Source organism: Delftia sp. SD018, assembly GCF_017355445.1.
Classification (GTDB): domain Bacteria; phylum Pseudomonadota; class Gammaproteobacteria; order Burkholderiales; family Burkholderiaceae_C; genus Comamonas; species Comamonas acidovorans.
In genome coordinates, this window is record NZ_JADDRN010000011.1 from 71,301 (window position 1) to 87,031 (window position 15,731).

A 15,731-nucleotide genomic window follows, 5' to 3' on the forward strand; every position below is an offset into this window, starting at 1 on the left:
TCAGGCCCTGGATTCTTGATGAACGAAGGCCGGTCACCTCTGGGTGGCCGGCCTTTTTGCATGTGGCCATCAATAGAACGCATAGCTTGCGCGTCCGTCGGCATTGGCCTGGAAAGGCTGGCGTGGAGATACTTTTTGCACTGGGGAATGTCGGCGCTGTGCGCTCCGAATGCAGGCCGCCCCCAGTTTTCCCACAAAAGAACCTGGCCTGGGCGCAAAGCGCCTGCCAGGGCAAAGAGACAACCTGCTCCGACAAGGACTTGTATGAAAGATATCCGCAAGACGATGGACGAGGGCGCCATGGCGCCGTTCCAGTGGCTGGCCGTGGCCATCTGCACCCTGCTCATCATGCTGGACGGCTTCGATGTGCTGGTCATGGCCTTCACCGCCTCGGCCGTCGCTGCCGAATGGAAGCTCAACGGGGCGCAGCTGGGCGTGCTGTTCAGCGCCGGTCTGATCGGCATGGCCCTGGGCTCGCTGTTCCTGGCGCCCGTGGCCGACCGCCGTGGCCGGCAACCCATCATCGTGCTGTGCCTGGTGCTGGTGTCCGTGGGCATGCTGCTGTCTGCGGCAGCACGCAGCCATGTCGAACTTGCAGCCCTGCGCGCCATGACGGGCGTGGGCATTGGCGGCATGCTGGCCAGCGTGGGGGTGATCACCTCTGAGTATTCATCGAACAAATGGCGCAGCACGGCGATTGCGCTGCAGGCCACGGGCTATCCGATTGGCGCCACGCTGGGCGGACTCATGGCCGCCTGGCTGCTGGCACACCATGGTTGGCGCTCGGTCTTTGTGTTCGGCGGTCTGGCCACGGCGCTGATGGTGCCCATCGTGCTGTGGCGCCTGCCGGAGTCGGTGGATTTCCTGATGGGCCGTCGCCCGGCGCGTGCGCTGGAAAAGCTCAACCGCCTGATGGCACTCATGGGGCACCCCGCGATGCTGCAGTTGCCCGCGCAAGCTGGCGGTGACGTCCAGAAGGGCAATACGGTGGCCGCCTTGTTCAAGAACGGCCTGGCGCGCCCCACGCTCATGCTCTGGGCCGGCTTCTTCCTGCTGATGTTCAGCGTCTACTTTTCCCTGAGCTGGACGCCCAAGCTGCTGGTGCAGGCCGGCCTGTCGGCACAGCAGGGCGTGACGGGCGGCGTGCTGCTCAACCTGGGCGGCATTGCCGGCGGCAGCCTGTTCGGCCTGCTGGCGGTGAAGGCCAAGCTGCGGCATCTGGCCATGGGCAGCCTGCTGCTGAATGCCTTGTTCACCGCGCTGTTCGGCCTGGCCTCGGCCAGCCTGGGCTGGGCGTTCGCCGCAGCGGTGGGCGTGGGCGTGTTCCTGTTCGCCTCCATGGCCGGGCTGTACGGGTTGGTGCCGGCCACCTATCCGGCCCAGGTGCGCGCTACCGGCATGGGCTGGGCCATAGGCATTGGGCGCATAGGCGCCATCGTGGCGCCCACCATGGCTGGCCTGCTGCTGGACGGCGGTTGGCAGCCTGCCTCGCTGTACTACGTCTTTGCCTTGCCGCTGATTGCCGCTGCGCTGGCCGTGTGGGCCACGGGCGCCGGCCGCACCCTGGCGCCGGGGGGTGGCGCGCTGCGAGCGCCTGGTGCTTGATCCTTGAACCCCTATCCGTGAGCACGCGCCCGAGCGCCCGAGCGCTCAAGCGCAGGAGAAACACTTCCATGGCATTGGACAAACCCTATCTCGACGTACCGGGAACCACGGTCTTCGACGCCGAGCAATCCCGCCAGGGCTACTGGCTCAACCAGTTCTGCATGTCGCTGATGAAGGCCGAGAACCGCGAGCGCTTTCGGGCTGACGAGCGCGCCTATCTGGGCGAATGGGCCATGACGGCCGAGCAAACACAGGCCGTGCTGGACCGCGACCTGAACCGCTGCATTGCGCTGGGCGGAAACATCTACTTCCTCGTGAAGATCGGCGCCACCGACGGCGTCAGCGTGCAGAACATGGTCTCGACCATGAGCGGCATGAACGAGGAGGACTACCGCCAGATGATGCTGGGCGGCGGACGCAGCATCAATGGAAACCGCTACCTGCATGAGCAGGAACGACAGGAAAAAGGCATCTGATGGCACGCATCACCGCATCCGTCTACACCTCGCATGTGCCCGCCATCGGCGCGGCCATGGACCTGGGCAAGGCAGACGAGCCCTATTGGCAGCCTTTGTTCAAGGGCTTCGAGCACTCGCGCCAATGGCTCAAGGACAACAAGCCCGACGTGATCTTCCTGGTCTACAACGACCACGCGACCGCGTTCAGCCTGGACTTCATCCCGACGTTTGCCATCGGCACGGCCGCTGAATACCAGCCCGCCGACGAAGGCTGGGGCCCGCGCCCCGTGCCCAAGGTTGTCGGTCATCCCGAGCTTTCCAGCCACATCGCGCAGTCGGTGATCCAGCAGGACTTCGACCTGACCATCGTCAACAAGATGGACGTGGACCACGGCCTGACCGTGCCGCTGTCGCTGATGTGCGGCGAGCAGGACGCGCGCACGGGCGCCTGGCCCTGCCCGGTGATTCCGTTTGCCGTGAACGTGGTGCAGTACCCCGTGCCGTCGGGCCAGCGCTGCTTCAACCTGGGCCGCGCCATCCGCCGCGCCGTGGAAAGCTTCGACGAAGACCTGAACGTGCAGATCTGGGGCACGGGCGGCATGAGCCACCAGCTGCAGGGCGCGCGTGCCGGCCTGATCAACAAGGAGTGGGACAACCGCTTCCTGGACCTGCTGATCGAGAACCCGGCCGGCCTGGCCAAGATGCCGCATATCGACTACGTGCGCGAGGCTGGCTCCGAAGGCATCGAGCTGGTGATGTGGCTGATCGCGCGCGGTGCCATGGCCGATGTTGATGGCCCCGCGCCGCTGCCCAAGGTCAACCACCGCTTCTACCATGTGCCCGCGTCCAATACGGCCGTGGGACACCTCATCCTGGAGAACGCAGCATGAGCCGGCCTTCCGTGGTACTTCTGCCGGGCCTGCTGTGCGACGAGACGGTCTGGCACGAGCAGCAGGCGGCCCTGTCCTTTGCCGGTGCTGCCGAGTGCATTGTTCCGTCCTATGGCGCGGCGGCCACCATCGAAGACATGGCGCGCCTTGTGCTGGACTGCGTGGCGGCCGAGCGGTTTTCGCTGGCGGGCCATTCCATGGGTGGGCGCGTGGCCCTGGCCATTGCCGGCATGGCGCCCCAGCGCGTGGAACGGCTGGCCTTGCTGGACACCGGCATGGACCCCATCGCTCCGGGCGAGGCCGGCGAGAGCGAACGCGCCAAGCGCATGGCGCTCCTGCAGATCGCCCGGCACAGCGGCATGCGCGAGATGGGCCTGCAATGGGCGCGCGGCATGGTGCATCCCGACCGGCTTGATACGCCACTGTTTGGCGAGGTGCTCGACATGGTGGCGCGCTTCACGCCCGAGGTGTTTGCTGCGCAGATCAATGCCTTGCTGAACCGCCCCGATGCGGGCCATGTGCTCCGGCAACTGCGCTGCCCGACCCTGCTGGCCTGCGGTCGCCAGGATGCCTGGAGCCCGCTGTCACGCCATGAGCGCATGCAGGCCCTGTGCCCGGGCGCCGAGCTGGTGGTGATCGAGGACAGCGGCCACATGAGCACCATGGAGCAGCCGCAGCAGGTGTCGCGGGCACTGCTCGACTGGATGGGGCGCTGAGCGAGCGCTGCGCTCAGGCTAGGCCGGCGGATCGCCCACGGCCCGCCGGCAGGCCTGCATGAACAGCTCCAGGTCCTGCGATGCCGTGCTCAACGCACGCGTGGCCAGCCCGATGCGCCTGCGTGTGGAAGGCAGGTCCACGGGCACGATGGACAACTGCCCGCCGTGGTCATCCTGCAGGGCCTGTCCGCGCGAGGCCAGGGCCAGCCGGCCCGTCTGCAGCACAAAGGCCAGCGTCATGGTCGGGCTGCTGGCGCGCAGGTTGGCGCGCGGCGGCTCCAGGCCCTGGCTGCGGAACAGCTGGACCATGGCGCGGTCGGCCGGCGTGCCGGGCAGGGGCGAGACCCAGGGCCATTGCAGCAAGTCCTCCAGAACCAGCTGGCCGCGGTCCAGGCAGGCATGGCCGGCCGGTGCCACCACCACCAGGTCATCGTCGAACAGGTGCAACTGGCGTACCTCATCGGAGGGCATGTCGGCGCGCAGGGCGCCGGCGATGGCGTCGATGTCGGCGCTCAGCAGGTGCTGCACCAGGCTCTCGTAGGTGCCGTCCACGATGCTGACCTCGATGTCCGGGTGGCTGGCGGCCAGGCTGTCGACCGCGCGCGGCAAGAAGATTCCCACCGACAGCGGCAGCACGCCGATCACCACACGCCCCCGGATCTCGCCGCGCCAGGCGGAAATATCGCTGTCCATGCCGCGCACCTCGGCCAGGGCCAGCTTGACACGGCGCAGCAGCGCTTCGCCGGAAGGCGTCAGCCGCGTGCCGAAGGCCAGCTTGTAGAACAGCTGCATGCCCAGACTGGTTTCCAGCCCCTGCAGCGCCGCATGCACGGCGGGCTGCGTCAGGCCCAGCCACTGCGCGGCCAGGGATTCGCTGCCGCAGTCCGCAATGGCCATGAGGGCGCGCAGCTGGCCCGCAGGCACGGTCTCGGCAAAACGCTCGGGCAGGGGAGGGCGCCTGGCCGCCAGCGTGGCGGCGGCCTGGGCGTCGGCCGCGCCGCTGCCCAGATGCTGGAGCATGGCCTCGATGCGGCCGGCCAGCTGGCTGCCCAGCGGGGTCGGCATCATGCCGCGCGCCCCCCGCATGAACAGCGGCAGGCCACAGGCCTCTTCCAGTTGCAGCACCGAGCGCGCCACGGCCGGCTGAGAAAGATGCATAGCCTGGGCGGCCCGCGTGGTGCTGCCGTGGCGCACCACGCCCAGCATGGCGCGCATGGCCCGCAAATGGCCTGCCAACTCGGGAAAACGCGAAGGATTGCTGGTGGCCGGGCCGGTCCAGGGGGCAAGGTAAAGGTTCATGGAAAGGCGCTGAACGGCACGTTGGAAAACCGTGTTTTGATTGTCCCATAAGAAAAACGCATTGATGGCCGGGGCTCCGGCATTGGCCGGATCGATGCCAGCGTGGAATGCTTGGGGCCTGATCAAGACAGCCCATCGCAGGCTGCGAATTCCGGGGAGACAAGAAACATGAACCATGAAATCGACCGGCTGCTGGCCCGCCAGGCCTGCCTGGACCTGGTGCTGCGCGCTGCTGCCTTTGCGGATGCCGGTGATGCCCAGGCGCTGGCGCAGCTGTTTGCCGGAGACGGCCAACTGCAACGGCCCGGCGGCGAGGTGCTCGGCGGGCGCACGGCCATCGCCGCCGCGTACTCCCAGCGTCCTGCGGGCCGCATGACCCGGCATCTGGTCACCAACACGCTGGTGGAACTGCAAGGCCCGGACCGCGCCAGCGCGCGCAGCCAGGTGCTGCTGTGGTCCTGCGACGAGGCCGATGCCATCACGCCGCACGGCCGCCCGGCCCAACCGCGCCAGCTCGTTGGCGAGTTCGATGACACCTTTGGCCGCAGTCCTGAAGGCCATTGGCTGATCACGCGCCGCGTGGCGCGCTTCGTCATGTACCGGGACCTCCCGGGCACCTGAAGCGCAGGGCGCCCAGCCGCTTTCTCCCATTTCCCCGCGCCCGCCACTCTCGCCTTTCCCAAGGCGCAGCGTTGCGGCGTGCCGATTCCGCAACGACAACAACAGGAGACAAAAGCATGAAACGCACTCTCAAGAGCATTCCCCAACCCCCAGCCAGGCGCCCACTGCGGGCTTGTCTGGCCCGCCTCGCCCCACTCGCCATGCTGGCAGCAGCAGGCGGCGCCCAGGCCCAGACCGCCTCATCGGTGACGCTGTACGGCCATCTGGACACCGGCATCGAGCACCTGACGAATGTGCAAGGCGGCGGATCGCTGACGCGCATGCCCGGCCTCACGGGAACGGCACCGTCGCGCTGGGGGCTGCGCGGGAGCGAGGATCTGGGCGGCGGCCTGAGCGCCATCTTTGCGCTGGAGTCAGGCTGTGGCCCGGGTGCCGGCACCTTCAGCCAGGGCGGGCGGGGTTTCGGGCCCCAGGCCTGGGTGGGACTGTCCGGCGGCTGGGGCAGCGTCTCGCTAGGGCGCAACTACACCATGCTGTACTGGGCGCTGTTCGACGCCGACCTGCTGGGTCCCAACGCCTTCGGTCTGAGCAGCCTGGACAGCTACATCCCCAACACGCGCACCGACAACTCCCTGGCCTACCGGGGGCGCTTCGGCGCCTGGAGCCTGGGTGCGGCCTACAGCCTGGGACGCGATGCCGTCAACGCCGGCCCCAGCCCGGCCGGCACCAACTGCGCCGGCGAATCGGCCACGGACAGGCAGGCCTGCCGCCAGTGGTCCGCCATGCTGAAGTACGACACCGCGCCCTGGGGCTTTGCGCTGGCCGTGGACGAGATGCGCGGCGGCGCCGGCGCATTTGCAGGGCTCACGCGCTCGGACCTGAAGGACCGCCGCATCATGCTCAACGGCTATGCCGCGCTGTCACCCACCATCAAGCTGGGCGCCGGTCTCATGCGCCGCGACAACGACGCGGCCCAGGCGGCCTCGGCCAGCAACGGCACCACGCCGCGCAGCACCCTGGCATGGGGCGGCCTGTCCTGGTCCCCCAGCGCCGCCGTCGTGGTCGATGGCCAGCTGCAGCAACTGCGCTATGCCCAGGGCGGCGACCGCTCCACCCTGCTGGCCCTGCGCGCCACCTACAGGTTCTCCAAGCGCACGGCGGTCTATGCCCAGGCTGCGCGCATTGACAACGGACAGCGCCTGGCCATCTCGGTCAGCTCGGCCGCAGCCGGCGGCAGCCCGCTGGCGGGCGCGTCGCAGACCGGCCTGATGCTGGGCCTGCGCCACTCGTTCTGAAACCGAAGGCCAGGCCGGCCGCATCCAATGCGACGCCTGGAGCGTGTGATCACCAGCGCGAAGAGCCGACGCGCGGGCACTTGAAAGTGCACACCACGCTCTAGATCTGTACAGCGCGGCCGATGAACTGAATGGGCCCTGTCGGGCGTCCGCTCGGGGAGCCGCCTTCTGGCTCCAGGGTGAGCTCGAAAAGCTGATTCGGCTGCAGAGGCGGCAACTGGTCTACGGGCACTTCGATGGCTTCGCCCGGTTTGACCAGACCCAGGGACACCGGCGCTTTCCAGCCGTCGGCCTTGGTCCAGAACTGCAGGGATTTTTCCGCCGGAATGGCATCCTTGCCCAGTGGCAAAAGGCGCAGACGACCTTCAGACTGGGCCTGGACCACCCACCCGGGGGCCTGATTCTGCGGCGCGGCCAGCACGACGAAATAGTGCGGGGCAGCCGGCGGTGATGCCTCTCGCACAACCAGCACAGCAGCGAGCAGTGCTGCAGCTGCAAAGCCGCCACCCGCCAAGCCGCGCCAAAGGGCGAGGCTATCCCAGTGCCACCAGGCACCACGCTGTGCGCGGACCGATGGCCGGGCCGGCTTGACGCTGGCCGCGATGCGCTGCCACAGCGTTGCGGAGGGCTCGATGGGGGGCGCCAGTTGAACCAGCGGCAGGAGCCGTTGCTCCCATGCCTGCACGGCCGTGCGCAACGCAGGCTCGTGGGGCAGACGGGATTCGATGGAGCGGCGCTGGGCTGCATTGAGGGTGCCCAATACGTACTCGCCGGCCTGCATCTGGAGATCGTCCGGGGAGCCGCCATCCGTCGACCCTGAGGGATTGGGGTGGGTGTCGCCGCTCATTGCATGCACTCTCTCAGGGCCCGCAGTCCGCGTTGAACCCAGGCCTTGACCGTACCAAGCGGCGCCTGCACACGCGCCGCAATTTCGCTGTGGCTGCAGCCGTCCACGTAGGCGTGCAACAGGCAGGCGCGGCGCTCGGGCTCCAGCCGGTCGAGGCAATCGCCAAGACGACCCAGCGTCGCCTGCCGCTCCCATTCACTGCCGCCTTCCTTCCATGCCGAAAGTGCGGCCTGGGCGTCATGCGCTTCATGGGCAGTTTCATCCAGCACGGTTTCGCGTGCGCCATCCCGTACACGGTTGAGGGCGGCGTGCCGCACCACGCTGTAGATCCACCCTCGACCACTTCCGCGATTGCCGTCGAAGGTGGATGAGCGGTTCCAGATGGAGACAAACGCATCGTGCAGCACGTCTTCCGCAGCGGCGCGATCGCGGACGATGCGCAGTGCCACGCCGAGGAGAAAGCGCGCCTCGGCCTCATAAATCCGCTGCAAAGCATCGCGTTCGCCGCGTGCACATGCATGCAATGCTGCGTCATGGTCGAAAGCTTCGTTGTTCTGGGAGACAGCGGGCGGCACGAAATGGAACGAAGGGGGCGTTGCAGGAAATCCTTCGTCCAGTGTATCCGCGCCGCTGCCGGCTCTTACATGGGCTTCCAGAAGATGTAGTCGGCCTGGTACTTCACGGTGGTCTTCTGGCCCTTGTTGGCAGCCATGCAGGGCTTGTCAGCCGGCGCCACTCCGCCCTGGAGCGCCACGCGCTGGATGTAGCTCACACCCTCCAGCGCACCGCTGCCCATGGCTGGGTTTGCCTTCACCAGCTGGTAAGGCAGATTGCCTGCGCCGGACGGCGCCACAGCCAGCTGGGTGGCGGTGAGTTTGGAGCCGTCGTTGGCCTCCCAGGTTGCAGGGGGGCCGTAGTAGCGGCCCACTTGTTTGCCCATGCGGTCCTTCAGCACAGCATCGGGTCCCACAAAGACCCATTCCGTCTGGCCAGGCGCGTTGGCCTTGTCGCGGCACTCGTAGGTGATGTCACCGCTGCCGACGGTTTCCCACGCGACCTTGTTCCCTGCAGGAACCTGGATGGGTGCGGGCAGCGATGCCTGGGAGAAAGTGCTGGCCGGCTTGTGCATCGAGCCACAGGCAGCGAGCAGGGCCGCTGTGGCTACAGCGAAAGAAACGGCGGCGGTGCGGGATGCGGAACGAGAGGTCAACATTGCAATTCTCCAAACAGTTTTGTGAAGGGGACTGAAGCAGCGCTTTTTTTGGGCTGCTGCTGGTACTACCCGCCATCGCGTCGTTTGGATGCACCCCATGCAAAAAATATTTTCGAGAAATGCCGGCGCCAGACTCCATCAGACTGCGGTTGGTGACATTCTTGACCTGCAGCACCCGGGCCACCTCGCCCGAGGCGCGTTGCTCCCAGTACGATCTCAAAGATGGGCGAGCATGTCCTTTGACAACGAAGAAGGCAATGCCTGTCACCGCCGCCGAGAAGTCAAGGATGCGGTCGTGGAGCGGGGGCGGGCTTCCGATGAACATCCGTTCGAGCATCTGCTCGATCACCCAAAGGTGCCTGGAATAACCGATGAAATAGGTCCCGTACTCCTTGAGTGCAGGCCTCGCGAAGGGCATGTTGTCTCGCAGGATGTCGTGCTCGACGCCGTCCTGCGTGATGGTGCACAGCGTCTTGTGTGACTTCTGCTCCGCCTCCGAGGCATCGGGAAGCTCGGTGTTGGTGAACTTCTTTCGTCCAATGATCTGCTCCTGGGCTTCGGTGCTCAGGCTTTTCCATGCCGGGAGGTCGTGGAGGTACTTCTGTACGACGACATAGCTTCCGCCCGCATGTTCAGGATCTTCCTCGCCCACTATCGTTGAGGCCGGCAGCGCCAGGCCGACCGGATTCGCCGTGCCATCGACAAAATCCAGCAGGTCGCGTCCGTCGAAGTACCGGAATCCGGCAACCTCATCCATGGCCGCGACTGTCCCCCCCAGGGCCTCCAGGAGCATCTGCTCGAACGCCACGATGAGATCCATGGACCTGGCGCGGATGTGGAACAGCAGGTCCCCCGAAGTAGAGACTGCCACATGGGTGGCGCCCCGGATTTCGCGGAATGGATGGAGCTCGGCCGGAAGCGGGGTACCGACGAGCGGACCCCACACATCGGCACCGATGCCCACGTTGCAGGTAAAGGTTCCGGTCACGTCCCGTACAAGGACGTTCTTGATCAGGCCGTCCAGATCGCCGAGCACGGATCGCACGGTGGAGAGGGACGCTGCGTCTCTTGCAACGGTCAGGACCAGGAAGGATGCGGCGATCGACAGCGCTGCATCAATTTGCTGGGGCTCGGCCTGGCGCGGGATCGTGGGTGTGGTCATTGGAAGTACCGGCAGATGGACGAAATGGGCGTCAGGGATGGCGCATTATCTGGCCCAGCCGACGCAGCCGACGCAGCCGACGCAGCCGACGCAGCCGGCCCAACCGGCACCAGGAGCAACGTCACGGACGGTTTCGCCAGATCCTCACTCCCATTTTTTCGGCATCTTCCCGGTACTCCTGGATTTTCTGCCTCAGGTACTCCTGCAGCGGCCTGCCGACCAGGGAGTAGGGGCTGTGGCTGTAACCGCATGCGGAAGCGCAGGGGAGGGCACATCCCAACCCACGGAATGCCAAAAGGTCGTTGCCTATGGCAATCCGGCGGCACAGTGCACGACATTGAAGGGCGGCGAAGTGATATCGCTCAACGAAAATACGACGGTGCGCGTGGTGCGCTGGCTGCACAGCATCGACTGCGGCGAAGTCGGCGCGGGAACGGCGGGAGTGGAAACGTTTGGATTTCTGATCACCACGAAGACACCGGACAAGGTTCTTTCCGTCTATGCATCGGACAGCGGTGCAGGTGGACAGGAATTGTTCTATCCACGCATCGTCAACAAGGGCCTTCCCAATCAGGTGGTCTACGGATCGCCATTCGACAATCTGTCTGCCGCCGTGAAAGATGCCGGAATATCCAACATCGACCTGTGGCAAGGCGGCCCCGAGTCGAATGTCGTGGCACAGGCCCGCGTCATCATTCCGGCCTTCAAGGTGAAGTATTTCCAGCCGCATCATCTCGGAACTCGGGCAACTAAGGTGGATGGAAATTCCGTAGGCTTCAGCCTCGAATACGGACTGCATTTTCCCTATCTCGAAACCGAAGTGCCGCGTCTGACGGACTATCTGAAGTCTGCAAACGCGGTTGCCTACAACCCCGTGAACTATTTCGATGCATGGTCTCTTTCCAAGGACGGCTTCAAGTCACAGGACAACGCCGACGTGAAGGCCGTGTATGGACTGCCTGCCACCGGTCCCGGCCCTGGCAAGCAAGGTCCGAACCCCCGGGCTGGCCAGTTGGAGTGCACCGGTGCGTAAGAATTCTTGCCCTCTGTTTTGTTCGATACGATGTATATTATGTTGAATCACAAACGCAGATAACGGCCTGAAAACCAAGGCAAGGCACTCCTCCGGTGCCTTGCCTGCTTCGTTTTCAGTTGCTCAAGACGGTTTCCAGTCCTTCAAGCTCCTGCTTCAGCAAAAGCGCGGTTTCCTGTGGCTCGAACTGGCGCTGCAGCAGCGGGATGGTGAAGACGTAGCTTGCATCGTGCACGCCGTGCGTTTCATCCCGGCGCAGGACGTAGGCCAGTTGCAGGCGCGCCAGGGACCGGCGCAGGGCCTGGGCCTGGCCGGTGGCGCCGTGGGACTGGACCAGGGCGTCGAGTGCGGTCAGGCTGGTCTGTCCTTGCTGGGCCGTGTGATAGACGGCGATGCGGTCCAGGCGGCAGGCCTGTTCATCGGTGCTCAAGCGGCCCCATCCCACCAGCGCGTCCTGCACGGGCTGGGATGCCATGGCCTGGCGCAGGTGGCGTTCTTCGATGACGCGTTCGTCGGGTCCCAGGGCTTCCAGGCATTCCTGGCAGAGGATGGCGACCAGGTTGGCGCGCCTGCCGCTGGCCTCTATCAGCCGCTCGGCCAGAGTGTCGTTGGCAAAGCCCAGGCGCAGCCTGCGCAGCGGTTCGGTGGCCAGGGCGTGGCATGCCGCTGGCTCCAATCCCCCAATGGCCAGGATTTCGCCGAAGTTGCGCAGCGGCGACTGGTAGTCGAGCAGCGCTGCCGCGTACAGATCCCAGAATCCCGCCAGCATGAACCAGCAACGGCCCTCCTCGCTCAGCGCGCGCAAGGCGCTGAGCTGGGGGTAGCCATTGCGGGCTTCGTCGCGGAAGAACAGGTCGGCCTCGTCGATCAGCAGGTACAGCCGCCTGCCCTGCGACTGCTTTTGCAGGTGTTCGATGATGGCCTCCAGCGGTGTTTCCACCGGAAGGCCGAACTGCGTGGCCAGGCGCGGCGTGAGGCGGTGGTCGCGCAGCGAGATGTAGTGGCAGGCGATGGCCGGATGCTCCTGCAGCCGCCGCTGCACGGCCTTGAGCAGGCTGCTTTTGCCGAGCTGACGTCCTCCCACGACCAGGTAGTTGGCCGGCTCGCGGTTGAGCACGCGGGCCAGCAGGCGCTCGCGGCCAAAGAAAACGTCCTCGCGCGTCACGCCGCCGCGCGTCTGGTAGGGCGATATGCGCGTGACCTGCAACTGCGTGGCCAGCAGCCGCAGCAGCACCTGGTCTGGAGCGCCGCCCAGCAGCCATTCGGTCTGCCCCGGGCTGTCCAGCAGCACGTGCAGGTTGGCGCGGTCCTGGGCATGGCGCTGCAGCAGCGGCATGGGCGACTGCGGATGGTGCGGGCTCACGATGAGCACCACATCGCCGCCGGTTTGCAGCAGGCGCAGCTGGCGCACGAGTTCGCCCTCTTCCAGCTCCGCCGGGGGCGCATAGACCAGGCAACGGCCCAGGGCGATGGGCAGTTCGGGTGGCAGCGTCCACTCGAACATGTCGCCGGGCACAGGCCACTCGCCTTGCGCCGTTTTGCAGACGGCGGACAGGCGTTCGGCCAGGGTCCGCACGCGGGCGCCTGGGCTTGCGCCGGCAAGGCGCAGGGCCCGCTGCCAGTCCGGCGGGCGTATGCCTGCAGCGCGCAGGACGGCGGAACGGCGGCCGGTCAGCCGCAGCAGCCGGTCCAGCTGGGGCAGATGCTGGTAGGGCTTGCGGCGCAGGCGCTCGGGCTTGAGCTGTGCCGGGCCTATCAGCGGATGGCGCACCAGCCACAGCAGGGCCAGGCAGCCAAAGACCAGTGCGCTGGTCCAGATGACGCTGCGCAGCCATCCAAAGGGTTCATGCTCGGGCTGGCCCGGCGAGGGGCTGCAGTTCAGCGGCAGGTAGCGCGGCGGAGTCGGAGGCAGGCCGCCCTGGCAGCTCCAGTCCCAGCGTTGCCTGTCCAGTTGCAGCAGGACCTGGGTTCCGGCGAGCACGCCCATCTGGCTGTCGCGCACCACGTCCGCCTGCAGCACGAATGGACTGGGCGAGCTCATGCGCACGCGCGGTTCGGCAATGTCCGGCGCCACGCTGGCCAGGTCCTGCGGCCAGCTTTCATGCTGGCGCACATAGTCCATCAGGGCCAGGCGCCACAGGATGATTTCGTTCCAGACCCGGCCCGAGCTTTCCGCGCCCTGCAGGCTGCTGCGGGTGACGGGGTTGTAGCGGGGCAGCAGGATGGCCGTGCCGATGAACAGCGTGACCAAGGCGAGCAGCGCGGCGCGCCACCAGGATCTGGGCAGTTGCACAAGCCGGCCCAGGCCGCTCATGCCTGCAGCACCGCCACGGCGGCTTCGCGGGCAATGTCGCAGCGCCAGTGCAGATGGGCGCCCTCGCCTGCTCCGCGCACCTGCAGCAGATTGCCCCAGAACAGGCGCCGCAGCACGGCATCCTGCAGATAGGGGCGTGCACGGCCCAGCGATGCCGCATCCACCAGCCCGCGCAGTTGCTCGCGCGTGGCAGGCTCCTGCGCCAAGGGCAGCAAGGTCTGCCACAGGCGCGCACTGGCCACCAGATGGGCGCGCAGCAGGGGCGAGTGCACGGAAGCGACGCCCACGCCCTGCTCCACCAGCCATTGCAGCGCTTCCTCGAAAAGCGCGGGATGCCCGCCCGTCAGCGCCTGCAATGCCTCGATGACCTCGGCCGGCCAGGCCGTGCCGGGCCAGCGCTGGCGCGCCATCAGGGCCAGGTCTTCCAGCGTGGGATCGGGCCAGTGGGCCACCTGGCCGATGTTGAGCAGCGACAGGTCACCGCTGCGGTACTTGAGGTCGGCCAGGGCCTCGCTGCCGCACAGCAGCAAGTGCAGGCGGCCGCTGTGCATTTCGCTGAGGCTGCGCAGAATGCCGGCCAGCGTCTCGCGCAGTGCGGCCGTGCCTTGTTCGAAGCGGCTGACCAGGCAGAACAGCCGGCCGCCGGCCAGCAGGCGCTTTTCCAGCAGGGCCTCGAATTCGTAGTCCGAGCCCACTTCGCCCAGCCCGCATTGCCGGCCCAGGGCCGCAAAGTAGTCGGCCGCAGCCGTGCTCACGCTGTAGGGCGGCTGGATGTGCAACACCGCCTCGGCGCCATACTGGGCGCGGGCACGCAGCAGCAGTTCCTGGCGAAACGGGGGCTGTCCCCAGTGCGCGGGCGACAGCAGCATGGTGATGGCATAGGGCCGGGCCTGGGCCAGTTGGGCGAAAAGCCGGTCCATGAAGCCTGCAAAAGGCTGGGCGCCGGCGGCGGGGGCCTGCAGCGGAAACTCCGTGGCAAAGCCAGCGGCGGAGAACAGGCGATTGGTCTCCGCCTCCGTCAGGCGCAGGTACTGGGCGCAGGCGGCCAGCCGGTCGCGCGAGCGCGGATTGGGCAGGGAAACCCCATTCCTCCAGTTGTTGACGGCTTCCCGGCTCAGCCCGATCTCGGTGGCCACGCCCGAGGCGCTGGCGCGGATGCGGCGCATGTACAGCCCCAGCAAATGGCCGAAATCCTCGTGAACGCCTGGTGCCACGGCAGCACCCTGTTCAATGGCGGTGGGCTGCATCAGCGACGGCTCCGCTCAGGAAAACAGCGCCTGTTGGCGCAGATCCATCCTGCCGGGGCCATGGTCCGTATCCTCATCCTGTTCACCCTCTCCTGGGATTCAACTGATCTTGTGCAATTTGTTTCATTTTGCCGAGCGCGGATTGTCTCAGGATGCGGCATCCCCGCCACCCTGCCCCGCAAACTCCCGCCGCGCGCCGGCCATGCGGTACAGAGGCAGCACCACCGCCAGCACCAATCCCAAAGCCAGCCAGAGCCACAGTCCCTTGCCTCTGAAGGCCAGGGCCGCAATGACGGTAAAGGCCACGGCCTCGCACAGCCCGCGAAAGCCGGCCCGCAGCATGAACAGCCCCACGATGCCCTGCACGGGCGATACGCCGCTCTTGCGCAGGCTGGCCATGGTGTCCAGCAGGGCCTGCACGGATTCCTGGGCCTGGCGGTCACGCTCCTGGTCCCGCTCGCGCAGCCGGGTGATGGTCATGGGCTGGGCCGGATTGGTGAGGGCGGTGCCGTCGGCGCCCTCTTCCTGGCCGGGCTGCGGATAGACCTCGCCATTCGTATCGACCAGCACCTGGCGCTCCGGGTAACGGGACAGCCAGGCGTGGTGGCTGACCCATTGGCCGGCATCGAAGTGGTAGCGCTCGCTCTCGCCCACCTGGTCGTAGAAGACATGCAGCACCGCCGCCTGCAGCCCGTGCTGGAACAGCGTCTCCAGCAATCGCCAGGGCATGCCGGCCGTGGTGCGGGTGTCAAAGCCCAGCTCCAGGTGCTGGGGGTGGCCCAGGGCGCTGGCATTGGCCCAGTCGTCATCCCACAGCGCGGACCGGTCCAGGGCGGGGTCCAGCTCATGGATCCAGCGCTCGGCCTGCTCCCAGGACTGCCGGGCCAGGTACTGGCAGATCAGTTGCACGCGGCGCAGCTGCAGGGGCGTATCGAAGAAAAGATAGAGGTGATGGACGTTGCTGGACATGGCGGGCCTGAGGCGTTTGCAGGAATGCCTCGATTGTTCAATTGCAGCCTCCAGCCGACCCT

At 66.6% G+C, this 15,731-nt stretch carries 14 protein-coding genes and 1 pseudogene; 7 read left to right on the forward strand and 8 right to left on the reverse strand.

The genetic code is table 11. The features are described from left to right. The first annotated feature begins 264 nt into the window (after positions 1 to 264). From INR38_RS13065 to INR38_RS13080, 4 genes are all read left to right on the forward strand, one after another. Positions 265 to 1,605 carry an MFS transporter gene (locus INR38_RS13065; RefSeq protein ID WP_207443208.1) on the forward strand — a complete coding sequence of 447 codons (1,341 nt, stop codon included), beginning with the start codon at positions 265 to 267 and terminating at the stop codon, positions 1,603 to 1,605. A gap of 68 nt (positions 1,606 to 1,673) precedes the next feature. Continuing rightward, a complete protein-coding gene (gene ligA / locus INR38_RS13070) occupies positions 1,674 to 2,081 on the forward strand; it encodes a protocatechuate 4,5-dioxygenase subunit alpha (RefSeq protein ID WP_197943443.1) in 408 nt (135 codons plus the stop codon). Further along, positions 2,081 to 2,953 (forward strand): class III extradiol dioxygenase subunit beta, encoded by an 873-nt coding sequence (locus tag INR38_RS13075; protein WP_207443207.1) that lies wholly within the window; start codon positions 2,081 to 2,083, stop codon positions 2,951 to 2,953. The genes ligA and INR38_RS13075 overlap by 1 nt, the downstream gene beginning before the upstream one ends. Further along, entirely contained in the window at positions 2,950 to 3,669 is a 720-nt protein-coding gene (locus tag INR38_RS13080) for an alpha/beta hydrolase (RefSeq protein ID WP_207443206.1), read from the forward strand. The genes INR38_RS13075 and INR38_RS13080 overlap by 4 nt, the downstream gene beginning before the upstream one ends. 18 nt (positions 3,670 to 3,687) lie before the next feature. Here the strand turns inward: INR38_RS13080 and INR38_RS13085 are convergent, their stop codons facing one another. Continuing rightward, positions 3,688 to 4,968, reverse strand: a complete 1,281-nt coding sequence (locus tag INR38_RS13085) for a LysR family transcriptional regulator (protein WP_207443205.1) — start codon at positions 4,966 to 4,968, stop codon at positions 3,688 to 3,690. A gap of 168 nt (positions 4,969 to 5,136) precedes the next feature. Between INR38_RS13085 and INR38_RS13090 the strand changes: the two genes are divergently transcribed. Next, a complete protein-coding gene (locus INR38_RS13090; protein ID WP_207443204.1) occupies positions 5,137 to 5,589 on the forward strand; it encodes a nuclear transport factor 2 family protein in 453 nt (150 codons plus the stop codon). 116 nt (positions 5,590 to 5,705) lie between these two features. Further along, on the forward strand, positions 5,706 to 6,884 hold the full coding sequence (locus INR38_RS13095) for a porin (RefSeq protein WP_207475970.1): 1,179 nt from the start codon (positions 5,706 to 5,708) through the stop codon (positions 6,882 to 6,884). Positions 6,885 to 6,984: 100 nt separating this feature from the next. Here INR38_RS13095 and INR38_RS13100 read toward each other — a convergent pair whose 3' ends face one another. The 4 genes and pseudogenes from INR38_RS13100 to INR38_RS13115 form a co-directional block, all read right to left on the reverse strand. Beyond that, the gene (locus INR38_RS13100; RefSeq protein ID WP_207443202.1) at positions 6,985 to 7,731 is read right to left on the reverse strand and encodes an anti-sigma factor; all 747 of its coding nucleotides are present in this window, start codon (positions 7,729 to 7,731) and stop codon (positions 6,985 to 6,987) included. Then, positions 7,728 to 8,306, reverse strand: coding sequence for a sigma-70 family RNA polymerase sigma factor (locus INR38_RS13105; protein WP_088164730.1), 579 nt, complete (start codon positions 8,304 to 8,306; stop codon positions 7,728 to 7,730). The genes INR38_RS13100 and INR38_RS13105 overlap by 4 nt, the downstream gene beginning before the upstream one ends. A gap of 65 nt (positions 8,307 to 8,371) precedes the next feature. Beyond that, positions 8,372 to 8,944: a DUF3455 domain-containing protein gene (locus INR38_RS13110; protein WP_034393786.1), complete on the reverse strand. Its 573-nt coding sequence runs from the start codon at positions 8,942 to 8,944 to the stop codon at positions 8,372 to 8,374. 295 nt (positions 8,945 to 9,239) lie between these two features. After that, positions 9,240 to 10,106, reverse strand: a pseudogene (locus tag INR38_RS13115) (Dyp-type peroxidase); the annotation flags it as partial. Positions 10,107 to 10,143: 37 nt separating this feature from the next. Here INR38_RS13115 and INR38_RS13120 point away from each other — a divergent pair. After that, positions 10,144 to 11,139: a hypothetical protein gene (locus INR38_RS13120; protein ID WP_242699061.1), complete on the forward strand. Its 996-nt coding sequence runs from the start codon at positions 10,144 to 10,146 to the stop codon at positions 11,137 to 11,139. 115 nt (positions 11,140 to 11,254) lie between these two features. Here the strand turns inward: INR38_RS13120 and INR38_RS13125 are convergent, their stop codons facing one another. The 3 genes from INR38_RS13125 to INR38_RS13135 form a co-directional block, all read right to left on the reverse strand. Beyond that, positions 11,255 to 13,453, reverse strand: a complete 2,199-nt coding sequence (locus INR38_RS13125) for an AAA family ATPase (protein ID WP_207443201.1) — start codon at positions 13,451 to 13,453, stop codon at positions 11,255 to 11,257. Next, on the reverse strand, positions 13,450 to 14,700 hold the full coding sequence (locus INR38_RS13130; protein ID WP_207443200.1) for a hypothetical protein: 1,251 nt from the start codon (positions 14,698 to 14,700) through the stop codon (positions 13,450 to 13,452). The genes INR38_RS13125 and INR38_RS13130 overlap by 4 nt, the downstream gene beginning before the upstream one ends. 147 nt (positions 14,701 to 14,847) lie before the next feature. Then, on the reverse strand, positions 14,848 to 15,669 hold the full coding sequence (locus INR38_RS13135; RefSeq protein ID WP_088164739.1) for a hypothetical protein: 822 nt from the start codon (positions 15,667 to 15,669) through the stop codon (positions 14,848 to 14,850). Positions 15,670 to 15,731 lie beyond the last annotated feature (62 nt).